Origin of the sequence: Streptococcus infantis, assembly GCF_000963255.1 — a bacterium.
Lineage (GTDB): Bacteria > Bacillota > Bacilli > Lactobacillales > Streptococcaceae > Streptococcus > Streptococcus nidrosiense.
Genome location: NZ_JYOV01000012.1, coordinates 48,557 through 66,693, shown reverse-complemented (window position 1 = coordinate 66,693; position 18,137 = coordinate 48,557). Strand labels below are relative to the sequence as shown.

The following is an 18,137-nucleotide window of genomic DNA, read 5'->3' as shown; positions in this document are numbered from 1 at the left end:
TCCATCTCCTACTTCTGCACCACAAAAAACCAACGGGTACTGGTTTTTGTTGGCTCCTTGTCTTCAAAGTCTGCAAAGAGTTTAAAGGATTTAAAGCCAGCCTGTTCCAGCAGAATATCATAGGTTAAGACTTCATAAGTACGCTCTTCATGGACTTCATCATGACGGCTAAAGGAACCGTCTGTCTCCTTGACAAAGAAGGTCAGTTCATGCACGATAGAGTGAGGAGCATCGTCCTCATAGGTATCCCAAAGCATAGCGAAGTCTTCCGCATTTTCATGATAAGAATAACCTGGGAAGACCTCATCTGTCTGGTAAGTCGAATGCACATCAAAGATAAAGACGCCATCTTCATTGAGGGCATTGTACACTTCCTTAAAGACGTCTCCAACCTCCACTTCATCTTGCATGTAGCAGATAGAGTCCGAATAACAAGTGACAAAATCGTATTTACCAGCCTTAGATAAATCCAGCATATTGCCTTCAATAAAATCAATCTTTTGCTTGGCTGAAGTAGCTCTATTCTCAGCAATCTTCAACATATCCGCACTCAAATCAAGCCCAGTCACATCAAAGCCAGCTTGAGAAAAGCGCACAGACTGAATCCCTGTCCCACAAGCCAATTCCAAGAGTTTCTTTCTGTCCTTGGTTTTAGGCAAATGGCGTAGCGAAAAGTCCGTCCATTTGTCGTATAAACTATCATCCATGACCGCATCATATACCGCCGCAAAAGTTTCATAAGTTGCCATAATCATGATACCAAGAGCGTCCATGGCAAACACCACTCGCCCTTTACCTTTCAATCAATTTTCTTCTAAAATAAGCAAATAAAACCCAGTTGACTGCAACTGAGTTCAATTGTAACGCTATAGTCTTTTCGTTTGCTTTTAGTACTAGGCAACGAATTGCAGGCATAACTAGAGTTAGGCAAAATGAGTTAACGCCGTAATAAAAGATAAAGGAAAAGACTATAAAGTTTCTGAGAGATCTACAGAATTAGCCTCATGCCATAGCTTTTCTAGGTTATAGTGGGCACGCATTTCTTCTGAAAAGATATGCACAACGACACTGCCGAGGTCTAGCAAGACCCAGCCTCCAGCTGCATCACCTTCGACATGGCTGCCTTTAAAGCCTGCTTCCGCTACTTTTTCACGAATATTGTCAGCGATAGCATCCAACTGACGACTGTTCATTGAGCTAGTGATAACAAAGTAGTCTGTCACACTGGTTAATTCTTGTACATCAAGTGCAAGAATATCCTCAGCACGTTTCTCATCAGCCGCTTTCACGACTAGTTCTAGTAATTCTTTTTCGTTCATTTAATCCTCTTTCTAGAAAATATGTTTGTAATCTAGGACATCTGCAAAGCGCCCCTCCCAAATGCCCTCATAAAATTCATTTATCGTTTCTGCTGGAATGTCATCGCCATCAAACGTCGTGCAAGTTCCTTCTGGAATAATAAGCTGATAGCCATATTCAAAGGCAACCTTGACAGAGGTATCCACACAATATTCTGTCTGCATACCACATAAAACTAATTTTTCAATCCCCTGTTTATCCAAGTATTCTTTTAAACCAGTTTCTTTGAAAATACTGTTATACTTCTTCTGAAAGACCTTTTCATTAGGTTTTCGACTTAAAAACTCAGATAACTGCCAATCTTCTGATGTTTGGGCTTCAGGGCTCTCAATATGTTGAACATAGATAATTTCGATATTCTTGCTTCTAGCCTGGTTTTGTAAATAAGAAATTTTTTCCAATAGACTTTTTGTCTGAAACCCAGTTTCCACTAAAATATTCTGAACATCAATGATTATAAAAGCCGTCTTCATTTAGTCCTCTTTCAAATAGTGCACATAGGCGTTATAGGTTTCAAGGGTTTGGGGATAGATGGGAAATCCTTGGTGAGCTAAATGCTCTACTGTGTGGGCTGTCTCGTAGGCCACCGCCTTATTTAGCGATAGTTCAGCAATTTCACGCGCCTCATCTACTCCTGGAAAGGCACGATTATGTTCGATGTAGTCTGCAACATAGATAACTTTGTCAAAATCTGTCATCTGACTCGCTCCGACTGTATGAATTTCTATTGCACGCAGAATTTCAGAGTCTTGCAAGTTCAAATCTTCCTGAATTTTGTAGATACCGACCATACCATGCCAAACATTATTACCCCAGTTTTTGAGGTCTGGATCTAGTTGATATCGATCAATCAAGTCTAGAAACTCTTGATCTGATAGCTTTTTAGCATAGTCATGAAGAAGGCCTGCTAGACCAGCTTTCTCAACATCAATTCCAAATCGTTCTGCAAGCTCAATAGCTGCACGCTCCACACCCAGACAATGGGTTAGGCGTTTTTCAGGTAGAAGCTCCGCCATTTTTTCTAACAATTCTTCACGGGAACAGTTGATATAGTCCTGGTATGCCATCAATAAAGTCCTTCTTTCTCGATATAGTCTAGCACTGGCTTTGGCAAGAGAAAGTTAGGTGTGCGTCCTTGGGCGATGAAATCACGCACCATGCTGGATGAAATATCCATGAGGGGCACATCCACCCAGATAACTGGATAAGAAGTCCCTGCCTTGTAACGTGGACGCTGAACCCCCACAAACTGAACCAAATCGACCAATTCGTCAATTCTATACCACTTAGGCAGATAGTCTACCATATCTGCACCGATAATGAAATAATAATCTGTATCTGGATTCTTCTCTGTTAGAAGCTTCATGGTGTCGTATGTGTAAGAAATACCCTTACGTTCTAGCTCGATGGTTTCAATAGCTAGACCCTCGATTCCATCAATCGCTAACTCAAGCATTTTGAGACGGTGGTGTTCAGGAATGGTTTCCTTTTTATCTACGTGAGGTGGTTGATATTCGGGCATGAGCAAAACCTGGTCCAATCCCAACTGTTGGCGCACTTGGTCTGCCACGATCAGATGGGCATTATGAACGGGATTAAAATTTCCACCCAAAATACCTACTTGTTTGCGTTTTTTATCCTTGATTTCTGGCTCTAACTCCACTTTTGTAAAGGGAGTTAATAATTCAATTGCCATAGGTTAATCTCCTTTACTCTTCTGTAAAAACAGCTTTTGGGAGTATCGTTCTTAGATTTCTTTAACTTTTTTAGAAATCTTGCGATTTTCTTTCTTGCTTGATTGTTTATACAAAATCAAGATACGTCCGATTTTTTGGACTGTATCCACACCAATTTCTTCTTCCAAGATTTCAGCTACTTCGTGGATATTTTCATCTGTGTTTTGCAAGAGAGTAACCTTGATCAATTCACGAGCGTCAAGAGCCTGACGAACGCTGGTTTTGATTTGATCGTTGAGACCATTTTTCCCGATTTGGATGATGGGTTTGAGGGTGTGTGCCTGGCTGTTGAGGAAGGCACGTTGTTTTGATGTTAGTGACATATTCTTTCTTCCTTTTTTGATAGTTATTTTAGGTGATGAGGGACGGTCGGAACTAATTTTTCAATGATTTCATCTTTGAAAAATGGATTTCCTGACCTCACAATTGAGCCTAGGTCTCAATTGTGCCCCTTGCCAATCTAAAGATTGGCAATCACACCACGGCAATAACTATCTTTTTATGAGCTCACTTTGTTCGCTCGGTGATTTTATTTTAAATAATTGCTTTTCGTGTGACGACGGCGACGCCTTCTGGTGCCCAGACGGCGACTTTGGCGGTGCCTGTTACACGGATCCAACCTAGTCCTGAGATGACTAGGTCTGTCTTGTCCTTGATGTTAAATACATGTTGGACTAGTTTTGGAAAATCTTCTTTTTCCTTGTTATTTGGTGGTGTGAGGAGAGTTCCCAGGTGCTTGTCGTAAAAGGCACTAGCTCCCTCTAGCTTGGTACGATGAAGTTTGAGTTCATTGTCAAAGAAGGCTGTAAAACCTTGCTTTTCTCCTGCAATAAAGTCAAAGCGTCCCAATCCACCTAAAAATAGGGTTTGTTCAGGGTTTAGCTGATAGGTTTTTGGTTTGATTTCCTTTTTAGGGCTGACATACTTGAGGTTTTTAGCAGTCAAGTAGTGAGCCATCTGGTGACGGTGGATAATCCCCGGCGTATCATAGATATAAGAACCGTCATCAAGTGGAATCTCAATCTTATCTAGAGTTGTTCCTGGGAAGCGTGACGTTGTGATGACGTTCTGGTCACCCGTGATTTCCTGGATGATAGCGTTGATGAGGGTTGATTTCCCGACATTGGTCACACCAACTACGTAAACATCACGTCCCTTACGGTAGTGCTCAATCTTATCAATTACTTCTCTGATAGCATGCTTATTTTGGGCAGAAGTCAAGACGACATCGACTGGACGAAGTCCTTCTTCATGGGCACGCTCCATCAGCCACTGGCTAATCTTACCTGGTTTCACTGACTTAGGTAGGATATCTTTTTTGTTTCCAACCAAAAGCACATCATTACCTGACACAAAGCGTGGCAAACCTGGGATAACAGAGCCATTGAAGTCAAAAATATCAATGACATTGACCACCAAGGCATCGCTATCTCCAACCTCGTGCAAGAGTTTTAGGAAATCATCATCCGTCAACTGCACATCTGTGATTTCATTATAATGACGAAGACGGAAACAACGCTGGCAATAAACTTCTCCAGTTTCCAAACCTTTTTCAAGTGCTGACTGAGGTGTAAAACCTAAACCAGTCTTATCTTCCGTCTGAATGGTTGCTCCACAACCAATACAGAGAATTTCTTCCATAATTAGATTCCTTTTTTATAAGTGATAGGGCCGTACTTTTCAGCGATTTTTCTCATGACACGACGCTCACGCGCTCGGTTAATCTGAGTCTTAATAGAGTCGTGTTGAACCAAGGGTTTAACCAAAATCGAGCGAATGCCTGCTCGGTGGGCTGCTCGAATATCCGTCATCAGCTGGTCGCCTACCATGACCACTTCGTTCTTTTTATAGTGGAAATGTTTCATGGCACGGTTAATTCCTAAAGTAAAGGGCTTCAGTGCCCAGTAAACATAGTCAATATCAAATTTTTCAACTGCTCGTTTGACACGTTTGGGAGTATTGTTAGATACCACAATGATACGTATCCCAGCATCACGCAGATCATGCAACCATTGCTTCATCTCTACTGTTCCATCTGGATTATTCCAAGCAATCAGGGTATTGTCCAAATCCACCAAAACAGCTTTGATTCCCTGTTTTTGCAGGCTTTGAACTGTCAGATCATAAACTGCTTCCACAGCAAAATCTGGCATGTAATTTTCAATCGCCATTCTGGCTCCTTCTCTTTTATTTTCTAGTAATTTTCTTCAGCCATTGAGATAAGGCTGCCCATAAAATCAAGCTAGCTATTAAGATATAAATCCAAGCATTGGGCTCTTCTGTAAATGGTAGAGGAACATTCATTCCAAAAAAACCTGTAATAACCGCAAGGACTGCTAACAAGACTGAGATAATAGTCAAAATTGTCAAACTATCATTCAGGTTATTGTTTAGGATGTTGTTGTAAGAAGCTGAGAGTTGTTGCAAGACTTGAGAAATCAAATCTGTCATGGACACCAACTGATGGGCTTCAATCATGGCATCATCAAACTGCTCTCTCTCCACTTCGTTAAAGTTCCGATAAAGCGCGTGTCCTTGGATATGTTCCAAGAGGAGACGATTTTGTTTAGCCGCAGCTGTCAAGTAAACCATACCAGTTTCCAAGTCAGAGAGGGCAAAGAGATTTTTTTTAGTGGTTGTTTGACGTAACAAGGCACTGATTTCATCCTTGCTTTTATCCATCTGTTCAATGACAGGATAATAAGCATTGCTGATAAGCTCTAAACCGGCAAATAGAAACTTGTAGATTGAAATGATTTCATGATTTTCAAGATAGCCTAGCATCTGATCAATGACATAAGCATTCTTATGATTGCTGATGGTAATCATTCGTTGCTTTTCCACGATAAAGGTCATAGGAATGGCTTCATAGTATTCCTTGTCCCTTTCTAAGTCAAGAACGTTGTAGATAAAGGTCACTGTCCCATTTTCACGGTTATAATCCATGTGGGCCCGTTCGTTTCTATCCAGCGCATACTCGATGGTTTCTTTATCCAATCCATAGATTTCAGATAAATCTTCAAGATTTTTGATGATTTCCACATCTAGATTAATCCAGGTACAACCATTTCCTAACTGCTTATCTAAAAACATCGTTTCTCCTTTACCAAACTCTTTCTATTGTACCATAAATCAGGTAAAATTTCAGTCCTCGTCTTTTCTTGAAAAATTGCTAACGACGGTGATATTACGGTTAGGAACAAAGTGAAGGGCTTGGTCGTCACTTCTCAGTTGAGTCGTTCGAATTCCGACACTAACTACTTTTCCTGATACAGTAATAGGCCCATTGGTCAAAACAACTTCATCTCCGACATCCAACTGGCGTTCAAAGAGAATAAAGAAGCCATTGATGACGTCTGATAGAAAACCTTGTGCCCCCATACCGATAGCCACCCCAGCAATCCCCGCACCTGCAAGCAAGCTAGAAACAGGCAACCCTAAAATAGACAAGATACAGTAAATCAAGAAGAAATAAAGCGTGTAGTTGAAAATATTTTCAAGCAAACGAGAAATAGTCTTTTGTCTACCTGCATCTCGATTTGAAAACTTAAGTGACGGTTTAACAATCTTTCCTACAGCAACATGGAGGAACTTTTTAGCTATATAAAATAGAAGGATAAGAAGTAGAAGAGAAATCACCTTGGTCAAGAGATTTTCTAATACAGTTGTTAGATCTAATTTATCCAAATAACGTTGAAAAAATTCTTGCATATAAAACTCCTTTTCTATCCATTATACCATAAATCCTTCCCAGCCATCCTTTTCATAAATATTCATTTATTCTAATGAAACTTATAACTCACTTGCTTTTCAAGCATATTTATACTATAATCATAAACAATACACAAAAAAGGAGACCTCTATGAAAAGAATCATTCGTGCTTGGAACAAAACAAATTTGATCAAAAGAATAGGGATCGGAATGACCATCGGAGCTATCCTCGGCCTATTCGTTCCCAATGTCTCCGGAATCGGTTTACTTGGAGATTTATTTGTAGGAGGCCTTAAGGCTATTGCTCCTATCCTGGTCTTTGCCCTCGTTGCTAACGCCCTCTCTCAACACCAAAAAGGCCAAGATAGTAATATGAGAACGGTCATTTTCCTCTATTTACTTGGAACTTTTGCTGCGGCTCTTGTGGCGGTTATGACCAGCTTTCTCTTTCCTGTTCAGATTGTCTTAAGTAGCGCTAGCACTGAAGTTTCTCCTCCAGATGGTATCGGTCAAGTCCTTAGCAATCTCCTACTAAAAGTCGTAGACAATCCTGTCAATGCGCTTATTCAAGCTAACTATATCGGGATTCTATCTTGGGCTGTAGTTTTCGGGATTGCCATGAGAGAAGCTAGCAAGACGAGTAAAGAGCTCCTCAAAACAATGGCAAGTGTTACTTCAAAAATTGTCGAATGGATTATTAACCTGGCGCCCTTTGGTATCCTGGGTTTGGTCTTCAAAACCATCTCAGACCAAGGTATCGCTAGTTTAGCAAATTACGGAATCCTACTCGGACTTTTGATTGCCACTATGGTTTTCGTTGCCCTAGTGATCAATCCTCTGATTGCTTTTCTCTTTATCAAGAAAAATCCATATCCCTTGGTGTGGAAATGCTTGCGTATCAGTGGCGTTACAGCCTTTTTCACTCGAAGTTCCGCTGCTAATATCCCTGTTAATATGAAACTCTGTGAGGATCTAGGTCTTAATCCAGATACCTATTCTGTCTCAATCCCCTTGGGATCAACCATCAATATGGCTGGAGCTGCTGTTACCATCAACATCTTAACCCTAGCAGCTGTCAATACTCTAGGAATCTCAGTTGATTTTGCAACAGCCTTTGTACTCAGTATCGTTGCAGCCATCTCTGCCTGCGGTGCTTCAGGAATCGCCGGAGGTTCACTCCTACTTATCCCAGTTGCCTGCAGTCTCTTTGGGATTACCAACGATATTGCTATGCAGGTTGTGGGTGTTGGTTTCGTTATTGGTGTTATTCAAGACTCTTGCGAAACAGCCCTCAACTCTTCAACAGATGTCCTCTTTACAGCAGTAGCAGAATTTTCCTCTGCTCACAAAAAATAATCTAGACAAGCCTTTTTAGGGCTTGTTTTGTCTGGTTTCTATCATTCATTATAGGAAATGTCTCATGTCTATCACCCAACGTACTTTTAAACTCGTTCTGGCAACCTGTTTGGCCTGTGTTCTAGCCTACTTTCTCGATTTATCTTCAGCAGTGTCAGCTGGTATCATTGCCCTTTTGAGCTTGTCTGATACTCGTAGAAGCACTATAAAACTAGCTCGCAATCGTCTATTCTCTACCCTTCTTGCTCTTTTCATTGGTGTCCTTTCCTTTCACCTGACTGGCTACCATATCTGGAGTTTCGGTCTCTATTTGGCTCTCTATGTTCCCCTTGCCTATAAATTTGGCTGGGAGATTGGCATTACCCCGAGTAGTGTCCTGGTCAGTCATCTCTTAGTTCAAGAGTCTACCTCACCAGATCTGCTAGTGAACGAGCTCCTCCTATTTCTGATCGGTACGGGATTTGCCTTGATTGTCAATCTTTACATGCCTTCTCGGCAAGAAGAAATCCATCTCTATCATCTCAAGGTAGAAGAAAAACTCAAACACATTTTACAACGTTTTGAATATTATCTTGGAAAGGGCGATGGTCGTAACCGTGCCCAACTCGTTGAAGAATTGGATCAGCTTCTTGAAGAAGCTCTCAAACTGGTCTATCTTGATCACTCTGACCATCTCTTTCATCAGACCGACTATCATATCCACTATTTCGAAATGAGACAGAGACAGAGTCGCATTCTTCGTAATATGGCCCAGCAAATCAACACCTGTAATCTAGCCGCAAGCGAAAGCCTAATCCTTGCCCAGCTATTTGCTAAAATTGCGGATCAACTCAGCCAGACCAATCCTGCCAACGATTTATTAAATGATATTGAAAGCTACCTGCAAGTATTTCGCAATCGCAATCTCCCTAAAACAAGGGAAGAATTTGAAACACGCGCAACCTTACTTCAACTCCTGCGCGAATTGGAAAACTTTATCCAACTGAAAGTTGACTTCTATCAACGCTATTCTGAAGAAAAAAGCAATCTATCATCATAAACAAAACACCTTTTGAACTGCGAAAACTTGCAATTCAAAAGGTGTTTTTCTGTCTCGAACCTAGCTAACTAGTTAATCTTACCGAGTAGCAAAATTGCTATGAACTCCTAATGATAGACTTATCTTTCCCTTAAGAAGTATAGATGGAATTTCTAAACTCATTTGATTCCTTGAGATAGGCTTTATATACAGCTTTTTTCAACGTCTGAACAGGAGTTTCAATGAAACGGTATTGTTTTTGGCTGATATTTCCTGCTTTGATCTGAGCAAGTTCTTCTTTTACCGCTTCTTCCATCAATTGCTTCATTCGTTCAGGGCTGGAAATCACTTCCTGCTTACCTTTGTAGTCAATGGTAATCGGTTTTAATTTACTGATATTCGCGATCCGTTCATCCATTTGTTCCTTCTTGAATTGAGCATAGGTCTTACCAGCCAAGATCTTTTCAAAGATGTACTGGTCTGACAAGGGACGATTCTCTTTTTCTGCATCTTGCTTGTACTGATTAGAGACATAAGGAACGAAACCTTCGTAATAGCCAAGAGCTGCCATGAGTTCAAAGGCTTGTTTTCTAAAGCTGATATCACCACTCATCCCCTTGTCATTTTCGTTGACACCATAAATCGTATCAAACATATCAACGGTATAATAACCATTGGCATCTACTTTCCCTGTAGCCGTGAATCCTTTAATGATATAGCGATTTACTACGATGTGGTTGTCAATCAAACTATGAACATCTCCTAGCTTGCTTGCATCCGCCTCAGTTAAAGCATTGATTTCCTCACTCTGGTGAGTTGGTTTGACCGATGGATTTGGATAAGAAACAGGAGTTCTTGAACCACTTGTCGCACTCGGCAAGAGTTGCTTGAAGTAGACTGCCTTATCCGCTGCTGACAATCCTCTACTTGCCTCAGCTTCTAGATAATCTAAAGTATAGAGGACATCGAAACTACCGTGCATATATTCTTTCAAATCTGTGACTGATTTAAAGCGCTCAGGTGTCTTGTTGTAGAAACTGTCTTTGTCACTCTCGTCATAGACAAAGTTCAAGTTAAAGTAGCTATCCATTTCCGGAGTGTAGGAGTTTTCAAAGATTCCACGTGCATAGAATTCTGCCCCAGTACCATCTCGTCGACCATAATTATTAAAGAGGACTGTGCGATCCAACAAGTGAGTCATTTCATGAGAATAGGTTGCTGACCCTCGATCGTCCAAAACTCTATCAATAAAGTAGCGCACACCAGCCCCATTAGCCTCAGCACCTACTGATTGAGGCGGAGAATACATGCCTAGCGGAGACATGAAGTCCTTGACTCCCTTATCCGCCTCTGAACCAAACTCCTTAGACCAGGTTTCCTTGATGCCTGCATTTTGCTTGCTAGTATACTTTTTCATAGTATCCACAATCAAACGGTTGGTTACTAATTTTGATTGATTGTCTTTTTTAGTGATTCTATAAAGCGTATCAACATAAGCAGCCTGACGCTCAGCCGTCAATTCAACCAGAGCCTTCACTTTTTCCAATTCAGCCTTATATTGAGCAGGATTGCTTTGAGCCAGTGAGGTATCCATATAAGTTCCTATATTTCCGTAGGAAACAGTTGCCATATTAGTAATAGCATAGATGCTCGGTTCCTTGATGTTTACTAGGCCTAGAAGGGTAGCCATGTTATATTGTTTGCGATTCTCAATCTGTTGGGGTTCTGCCCCGTACTTGGCAGGATCAGAGGTCAACTTCGTGTAGAGACTGACATTTTCATCTGTCTTCTCTTTGGATTTCTTCTCAACAACGATGGCTTTTGTAGCATCCTTCAGCCAAGTATCACCATCCATGTTTGTAAAGGTTGTTCGGTTATAGTCAAGGAAGTCTAATAGGCTTGACTTGTCTGTTACTTTTCCAAAGTATGTTTCAAATGTTCGAGGACTATTGACCAGTTTCATCTCATCATAGCTCATTGAACCTAGAGATGTTAGCCATTCTAATGACGTCACCTTCTTGCCAAAAGAGCTTGGATTGTAGGCAAGAATATCACGGATGTTGGTCTTGCCAAAATCAATATTGTAGAAACGATTGATATAGGTTAAACCTAGGAGAATTTTTTCCTTATTAGCTTCTAAATCTGCCTGAACCTTAGCTCTGCTTTCCGCTGTGTTTCCAAGCACACTCAAGGTATGGGCTACAACTTTTTTAAGGTCTGTATCTAGGGTCTTTTTCGTTTCTTCAAGTGCGTCTTTAATAGATAATCTTTCTAGATATTCTTTGCGAAGGACTTCTTTAACCTCTTCATCTGTAATAGCAGGATTTGTCTTTTTAAGTTCAATCTTCTTACTAATCACATCTCGCCCCATAATATTTGGCCTGAGGGCATTTGTCACGTAAGCATTGGAAAGCAAATCCACAGCCTTCATTCCTTGGCTAGCAGGTCGTACATCGATAGCATTTTCTAACTCCGTATTCACTGGAAGAAGATGAGGTTTGTTTTCTTTGGTTCCCACCAAGATGACCTTTGGCTTCATTGCTTTTGTCACAGTACTTGTTTCCGTGTGTGATAGCAATTCACCTGTTTGAGAATTTACTTCATAGACTCTGGTAGTGGTGGTCTCGCCAGGCTCGCCCTGGTTTTCTACTTTTTCAAGGTTCTTCTCAAGTGTTGGTTCCTGACGACGTTCCTCCTTGATTGGAATTGGTGTCACGATGGTTTGGACATTTCCGACCTTCACTACCTTATCAATTGGAGCTGTTACTTCCTTTTGGTGATCTCTTTCTGTAACCTGACCTGTCTGAGTATCTACTTGGTAGGTAGTCGTCGTTTTTTCGCTTCCTTCCTTACCTGGAACAACAACTTTTTCTGTTTGATAAGGAAGTGTCGGGTCCGCTTCATATATCGTATTATTTGCGATGACCTTTGTTTCTACACTTGGTTTGGTCCCAACTAGAACAACCTCATCTACCTTTTCTACCAGAGTTTTTGATGTACTAGTCTCTGTAATTTGGCCACTTGTTTGATCTCTTGTATATCGGGTAGTGGCTTCTACTTGTCCATTGACCCCATGTGTTTTCGTTTTTCTAGAACCGACTTCTTGGCTGTCATCTGCTTGATAGATTGTTTTATATGGGATTGTTTGGGTTTCAATCTTAGGTTCTGGAACTGGGGTCAATTCTACCTTAGTGCCTACTGCGATGATTTCGGTAACTGGCTCCAAGGTTACAGTATTGGATTTGAGTTGGCGGACTTCCTTGCCATCTACAGTCGTCACTTCTGTTAAGATAGTGCGCTCGCCTGCTAGGCCTGCTTTGATGACACGTGTTTGCCCCTTAAGCAAGTCCGGATCTTCCTGATAAACAGTATCATAGGCAACGGTTTCTGTTGTAACCTCTAGCTCTGGTTTCACCTCTTCCAAACTTGGAGTACCTTCACTTGGAATTGAAGTGGATTCTACCTTAGTGCCTACTGCTATGATTTCTGAAACTGGCTCCAAGGTTACAGTATTGGATTTGACTTGGCGGACCTCCTTGCCATCTACAGTCGTGACTTCCGTTAAAATGGTACGCTCGCCTGTAACACCTGCTCGGATAAGGCGGGTTTCACCCTTAAGCAAGTCCGGATCGTCCTGATGAATAGTATCATAAGCAACGGCTTCTGTCGCAACTTCAAGCTCTGGTTTCACCTCGACCAAGCTTGGTGTACCTTCGCTTGGAATTGAAGTGGATTCTACCTTAGTGCCTACTGCTATGATTTCGGAAATTGGCTCCAAGGTTACAGTATTGGATTTAACTTGGCGGTCTTCCTTGCCATCTACAGTCCTCACCTCGGTTAAAATAGTGCGCTCACCTGCAACCCCTGCTCGGATAAGGCGGGTTTCACCCTTAAGCAAGTCCGGATCGTCCTGATGAATAGTATCATAAGCAACGTTTTCTGTCGCAACTTCAAGCTCTGGTTTCACCTCGACCAAGCTTGGAGTGCCTTCGCTTGGAATAGAAGTGGACTCTACCTTAGTGCCTACTGCGATGATTTCGGTAACTGGCGCCAAGGTTACAGTGTTGGATTTTACTTGGCGGACTTCCTTGCCATCTACAGCCGTCACTTCCGTTAAAATAGTGCGCTCGCCTGCTAGGCCTGCTTTGATGACACGTGTTTGACCCTTAAGCAAGTCTGGATCGTCCTGATGAATAGTATCATAGGCAACGGCTTCTGTCGTGACCTCTAGCTCTGGTTTCACCTCGACCAAGCTTGGTGTACCTTCGCTTGGAATTGAAGTGGATTCTACCTTATCTGCTTGTGGAGAATTAGGTTTTGTATTTTCATTTCTAGAAACTTCTCCATTTCCCCTTACAAAATAATAGCCTGTAAATTCATAACCCTCAATCTTTTCTGGACTAGGCAAAAATTCTCCTGCAACTGTTTTGACAAGAGCTGGACGAAGCTCTACTAAGTTCTCCAAGGCAGAAACTGATAGTGCAGTACCACCTACAGCCAAAACTGTCACTAAAAAGAGAGAGGCGCCTTTTCTCTTTTTAATGAGAGTGAGCGAAACTAACAAGATACCTGTACCTAAGACAGGTAGGATAGCATTTGAAAACAAGCCAGTATCAGGTAACTTAGTAGTAGACTTACGGTAGACGAAGTAATAATCCTTACCTTCCTCCACTTGGATAGCATTTTCTTCAAACCAACGTAGTTCAGCCTTCAAAGATTCAGGCAAGTCTTTATCCTCCACATAGTGTGACACTAGCTGGGGAATCCTCTCCTCTGCAAGTACAGCATTTCCACTTGTACCTACAAAAAACAAACTCGTTCCCAATAAGACGGAACAAGTTCCTACTGCATACTTTCTCAAAGAAAAGCGTTGTTTTGCTTTAAAATGATGTTTTTTCATGACAAACTCCAATTTCGTATCTATTCCTTTTCCCAGTATATCAAAAATAGTAAACGTCTACAAAGGATTTGAATAATAAAATTGCTATGGTTAGCTTCTTTATCCAATTTTTAAAGAAAAGTATCCTTATTCTTTGTAAACATTCACAGTAAGAACGTAATTTCCTCCCAGAAGTTCTTCTATTATCTGCTACTTAATAAAAATCTAGTGAATGAAAATAGGAGGCCGATGAAGCTTAAAGAGCCTAAATTTCTAGATTATACAAAGCAAAAACCACAAGTAAACTCAGTTTTACTGACTTCACTTGTGGTAGTTATGTTTTATCAAAATATTTACCGAATCCTAATAGAACTCCAAAGCCACATACCTATCTTTTTTTCACCGACATTAAAGATATATCTCGCAAACTAAAATACGTAAGGACCAGCATGGCTACTGTGATAAAGAATTCTGTTGGTAGCTGAAAGATTTGCAGGATGGACAACATAAGCAAAATCACGAGGGAAACGAGACCAAAAACAAGAATTACAATATTAACCGTTCCCTTGATACTTTGAGGCGTCGCAAATATATAGAGTAAGAGTAATAAAATCCCTATGATTAAATAGACCATTTTCTGCTCTTTCTAGCTCTTATTCAGCTGATTTTTTCTTTTTGTTTGCTTTCTCACGCTCTGCCTTGTTAAGGATTTGTTTACGCAAACGGATAGATTCAGGCGTTACTTCCATGTATTCATCATCATTCAAGAACTCAAGTGATTCTTCAAGAGTCAAGATACGAGGAGTCTTGATTACCGCTGTTTGATCCTTAGTTGCTGAACGAACGTTGGTCATTTGTTTCGCTTTCGTAATATTAACAGTCAAGTCATTTTCACGAGAGTTTTCACCGATGATCATTCCTTCGTAAACCTCAGTACCTGGGTTAACAAAGATTGTTCCACGTTCTTCGATAGACATGATAGAGTATGTTGTTGCCTTACCAGTATCGATAGAAACAAGTGCACCACGGTGACGTCCACCGATTTCACCTGGAATCAATGGCAAGTATTGGTCAAAGGTATGGTTCATGATACCGTAACCACGAGTCATTGACAAGAACTCAGTTGAGTATCCAATCAAACCACGCGCTGGAACAAGGAAGACCAAACGAGTTTGACCATTACCAGTTGAAATCATATCCAACATTTCACCTTTACGTTCAGAAAGGCTTTGGATAACAGATCCTTGGTATTCTTCTGGTGTGTCGATTTGAACACGTTCAAATGGCTCACATTTAACTCCATCGATTTCTTTTACGATAACTTCTGGACGAGATACTTGAAGTTCGTATCCTTCACGACGCATGGTTTCGATAAGGATTGACAAGTGCAATTCCCCACGTCCTGAAACCGTCCATTTATCTGGTGAATCAGTTGGGTCAACACGAAGGGAAACGTCTGTTTGCAATTCTGCTTGAAGGCGCTCTTCTACCTTACGAGAAGTGACCCATTTACCTTCCTTACCAGCAAATGGTGAGTTGTTGACCAAGAAGGTCATTTGAAGTGTTGGCTCATCGATGTGAAGAACTGGAAGAGCTTCAACTGCATCTGTTGGAGTAATGGTTTCTCCGACGAAGATATCTTCCATACCAGATACGGCAATCAAGTCACCAGCTTTGGCTTCTTGGATTTCGCGACGTTCCAAACCAAAGAAACCAAAGAGTTTTGTGACACGGAAGTTCTTAGTTGTACCATCAAGTTTAGAAAGGGTAACTTGGTCCCCAACCTTTACACTACCACGGAAGACACGTCCGATACCGATACGACCTACGAAGTCGTTGTAGTCAAGAAGTGACACTTGGAATTGAAGGGGCTCATCTGAGTTATCAACTGGAGCTGGAATATGGTCGATAATGGTATCAAAGATTGGTGCCATAGTCTTTTCTTGGTCTGCTGGATCATCTGACAATGAAGATGTTCCGTTGATCGCTGACGCATAAACAACTGGGAAGTCAAGCTGGTCATCATCCGCACCAAGCTCGATGAAAAGTTCCAAGACTTCATCTACTACCTCTGCTGGACGAGCTGATGGCTTATCGATTTTGTTAACTACAACGATCGGCACAAGGTCTTGTTCCAAGGCTTTTTTCAATACGAAACGAGTCTGTGGCATAGTTCCTTCGTAAGCATCTACGACCAAAACAACACCGTCAACCATTTTCATGATACGTTCAACTTCTCCACCGAAGTCCGCGTGTCCTGGTGTGTCCATGATGTTGATACGAGTTCCGTTGTAGGCAACTGCTGTATTTTTCGCAAGGATAGTGATTCCACGCTCTTTTTCAATATCGTTTGAGTCCATTGCACGCTCAGCTAATTCTGTACGCGCGTCAAGAGTTTCAGATTGTTTCAATAATTCGTCAACGAGGGTCGTTTTACCGTGGTCGACGTGGGCGATAATCGCGATATTACGGATATCTTCTCTTAATTTTGTCATGATTTCCTCTATTGTATTCAAAAATTTATTTTCTAACTGAACGATTATACCACAATTTTAAGCAAATGACTTAATTCAAGTAAGTGTAAATGTTTTCAAAAGAAAATTCATTCCTTCTCTTTTCTTTTCAAAAATCCCGACTTGTGATAAGATAGGCTGGTATGCGTTTAGATAAATTATTAGCCCAGGAAAAAATCAGCCGTAAGGCCATGAAACAAGCTCTTCTGAAAAAAGAAATCTTTGTAGATGGACACCTTGCTCGTTCCCTTGCTCAGAATGTTGATACAGGGTTGCAAGAGCTGATTTTCAAAGATAGAAAAATCCAAGGATATGAACACACCTACCTCATGCTACACAAGCAAAACGGAGTCGTAACTGCAAGCAAGGATAAAAAACTCCCAACTGTCATGGACCTTCTTCCTCAGCATCTCCAGTCTGACCAACTCTACGCCATCGGCCGTCTGGATCGGGATACGACGGGTCTCCTCCTCTTAACGGATAATGGTCCCCTAGGTTTTCAACTCCTCCATCCTCAGTATCATGTGGATAAAACTTACCAAGTAGAGGTCAATGGGCCACTAACTCCCGACCATATTCAAGAGTTTAAAGATGGAATTGTTTTTCTTGATGGAACTGTTTGTAAACCTGCTCAACTTGAGATTTTATCCTCAAGTCCTAGTCTCAGCCAAGCCACTATCACCATCTCTGAGGGGAAATTTCATCAGGTCAAAAAAATGTTCCTCTCAGTCGGTGTCAAGGTCACTGCTCTCAAACGAGTTCAATTTGGAGATTTTATATTGGACTCTGAACTAGCAGAAGGTGATTGCCGACTTCTAAACAAAGAAGAATTACAGGTTATTAAAAATTACTTAGAAAACAGTGGATAAAACAAAAAAAGCTTTAAACAAATAAAGCTTTTTAAAATCTAATTTAGCGTATAAATACCATGACACCTAAAATAAAGTGAAGTGCAGAAATTACAATCCCTAGGATGGACAGATTTTTCTCTCTCTTATAGTCTAGGCCAGATTCTTTTTGATGTGAGTTAGCTAAGACTAGACCAATAATACCCAAAATCAGACTTACCACTGGCGACAGCAGACCAAGAATGATAGACAAGATCCCTAAAACAAGTGACGCTTTTTTCTTTTCTTGCATATTCTAAAAACTCCTTAAACTCATACAAATGAATAATACTATAAAAATTAGTTTTAGCAATTGGATAAAACAAAAAAAGCTTTTAAAGATAAAGCTTTTTTTGTTAGAATCCTGATTAGTGCATCATTAAGATGAGCCCTGCAACCCAGTTAAGGACTGAAATTACAATCCCTACGATATTAAGAATTCGTTCTGTTTTGTAATCTAATTCAGATTCTTTTTGATGTGAATTAGCCAAGACTAGACCAATAATCCCCAAAACGAGACCTACGATTGGAGATAGCAAACCAAGGACGATAGATAGGATACCTAAAACAAGTGATGGTTTTTTCTTTTCTTTCATCTTCAAAAAACTCCTTAAATTTTATACTAACAATTATACCATAAAAAGCCAAGACTTTATATTAAACATATGTGACAAGTT

Annotated in this window: 18 protein-coding genes; 3 read left to right on the top strand and 15 right to left on the bottom strand. The window is 40.8% G+C overall.

Going from position 1 to position 18,137, the window contains the following annotated elements; translation table 11 throughout:
• Nucleotides 1–8 precede the first annotated feature (8 nt).
• The 10 genes from TZ96_RS05125 to TZ96_RS05080 form a co-directional block, all read right to left on the bottom strand.
• On the bottom strand, nucleotides 9–749 hold the full coding sequence (locus tag TZ96_RS05125) for a class I SAM-dependent DNA methyltransferase (protein ID WP_045763259.1): 741 nt from the start codon (nucleotides 747–749) through the stop codon (nucleotides 9–11).
• Between the two features lie 219 nt (nucleotides 750–968).
• Nucleotides 969–1,319, bottom strand: coding sequence for a ribosome silencing factor (rsfS, locus tag TZ96_RS05120; protein ID WP_045763167.1), 351 nt, complete (start codon nucleotides 1,317–1,319; stop codon nucleotides 969–971).
• Between the two features lie 12 nt (nucleotides 1,320–1,331).
• Nucleotides 1,332–1,832, bottom strand: coding sequence for a cysteine hydrolase family protein (locus TZ96_RS05115; RefSeq protein WP_045763166.1), 501 nt, complete (start codon nucleotides 1,830–1,832; stop codon nucleotides 1,332–1,334).
• Nucleotides 1,833–2,426, bottom strand: coding sequence for a bis(5'-nucleosyl)-tetraphosphatase (symmetrical) YqeK (gene yqeK, locus TZ96_RS05110; RefSeq protein WP_045763165.1), 594 nt, complete (start codon nucleotides 2,424–2,426; stop codon nucleotides 1,833–1,835).
• Complete coding sequence (locus tag TZ96_RS05105) at nucleotides 2,426–3,055, bottom strand: nicotinate-nucleotide adenylyltransferase (RefSeq protein WP_045763164.1); 630 nt, start codon at nucleotides 3,053–3,055, stop codon at nucleotides 2,426–2,428. Before TZ96_RS05105 ends, yqeK begins: the two co-directional genes overlap by 1 nt.
• Nucleotides 3,056–3,106: 51 nt before the next feature.
• Complete coding sequence (gene yhbY / locus TZ96_RS05100) at nucleotides 3,107–3,418, bottom strand: ribosome assembly RNA-binding protein YhbY (protein ID WP_000060171.1); 312 nt, start codon at nucleotides 3,416–3,418, stop codon at nucleotides 3,107–3,109.
• 211 nt (nucleotides 3,419–3,629) lie between these two features.
• Nucleotides 3,630–4,736: a ribosome biogenesis GTPase YqeH gene (gene yqeH, locus TZ96_RS05095; protein WP_045763163.1), complete on the bottom strand. Its 1,107-nt coding sequence runs from the start codon at nucleotides 4,734–4,736 to the stop codon at nucleotides 3,630–3,632.
• Between the two features lie 2 nt (nucleotides 4,737–4,738).
• Nucleotides 4,739–5,266, bottom strand: coding sequence for a YqeG family HAD IIIA-type phosphatase (locus TZ96_RS05090; RefSeq protein ID WP_045763162.1), 528 nt, complete (start codon nucleotides 5,264–5,266; stop codon nucleotides 4,739–4,741).
• 16 nt (nucleotides 5,267–5,282) lie between these two features.
• Complete coding sequence (locus TZ96_RS05085; protein ID WP_045763161.1) at nucleotides 5,283–6,188, bottom strand: magnesium transporter CorA family protein; 906 nt, start codon at nucleotides 6,186–6,188, stop codon at nucleotides 5,283–5,285.
• Nucleotides 6,189–6,239: 51 nt separating this feature from the next.
• Nucleotides 6,240–6,806: a mechanosensitive ion channel family protein gene (locus TZ96_RS05080; protein ID WP_045763160.1), complete on the bottom strand. Its 567-nt coding sequence runs from the start codon at nucleotides 6,804–6,806 to the stop codon at nucleotides 6,240–6,242.
• Nucleotides 6,807–6,957: 151 nt separating this feature from the next.
• Between TZ96_RS05080 and sstT the strand changes: the two genes are divergently transcribed.
• Together sstT and TZ96_RS05070 are read left to right on the top strand one after the other, a co-directional pair.
• On the top strand, nucleotides 6,958–8,163 hold the full coding sequence (gene sstT, locus TZ96_RS05075; RefSeq protein WP_045763159.1) for a serine/threonine transporter SstT: 1,206 nt from the start codon (nucleotides 6,958–6,960) through the stop codon (nucleotides 8,161–8,163).
• 64 nt (nucleotides 8,164–8,227) lie between these two features.
• The gene (locus tag TZ96_RS05070; protein ID WP_045763158.1) at nucleotides 8,228–9,202 is read left to right on the top strand and encodes an aromatic acid exporter family protein; all 975 of its coding nucleotides are present in this window, start codon (nucleotides 8,228–8,230) and stop codon (nucleotides 9,200–9,202) included.
• 130 nt (nucleotides 9,203–9,332) lie between these two features.
• Here TZ96_RS05070 and TZ96_RS09945 read toward each other — a convergent pair whose 3' ends face one another.
• From TZ96_RS09945 to typA, 3 genes are all read right to left on the bottom strand, one after another.
• Entirely contained in the window at nucleotides 9,333–14,081 is a 4,749-nt protein-coding gene (locus tag TZ96_RS09945) for a ZmpA/ZmpB/ZmpC family metallo-endopeptidase (protein WP_052696561.1), read from the bottom strand.
• A gap of 367 nt (nucleotides 14,082–14,448) precedes the next feature.
• Nucleotides 14,449–14,694 (bottom strand): DUF3165 family protein, encoded by a 246-nt coding sequence (locus tag TZ96_RS05060; RefSeq protein ID WP_045763157.1) that lies wholly within the window; start codon nucleotides 14,692–14,694, stop codon nucleotides 14,449–14,451.
• 19 nt (nucleotides 14,695–14,713) lie between these two features.
• A complete protein-coding gene (gene typA, locus TZ96_RS05055) occupies nucleotides 14,714–16,555 on the bottom strand; it encodes a translational GTPase TypA (protein ID WP_000164118.1) in 1,842 nt (613 codons plus the stop codon).
• Between the two features lie 161 nt (nucleotides 16,556–16,716).
• On the opposite strand from typA, the gene TZ96_RS05050 reads away from it, so the two are divergent.
• Nucleotides 16,717–17,442 carry a pseudouridine synthase gene (locus tag TZ96_RS05050; protein WP_045763156.1) on the top strand — a complete coding sequence of 242 codons (726 nt, stop codon included), beginning with the start codon at nucleotides 16,717–16,719 and terminating at the stop codon, nucleotides 17,440–17,442.
• A gap of 43 nt (nucleotides 17,443–17,485) precedes the next feature.
• On the opposite strand, the gene TZ96_RS05045 is transcribed toward TZ96_RS05050, so the two are convergent.
• Nucleotides 17,486–17,713, bottom strand: a complete 228-nt coding sequence (locus TZ96_RS05045) for a hypothetical protein (RefSeq protein ID WP_001156564.1) — start codon at nucleotides 17,711–17,713, stop codon at nucleotides 17,486–17,488.
• Between the two features lie 115 nt (nucleotides 17,714–17,828).
• Entirely contained in the window at nucleotides 17,829–18,056 is a 228-nt protein-coding gene (locus TZ96_RS05040; RefSeq protein ID WP_045763155.1) for a hypothetical protein, read from the bottom strand.
• Nucleotides 18,057–18,137 lie beyond the last annotated feature (81 nt).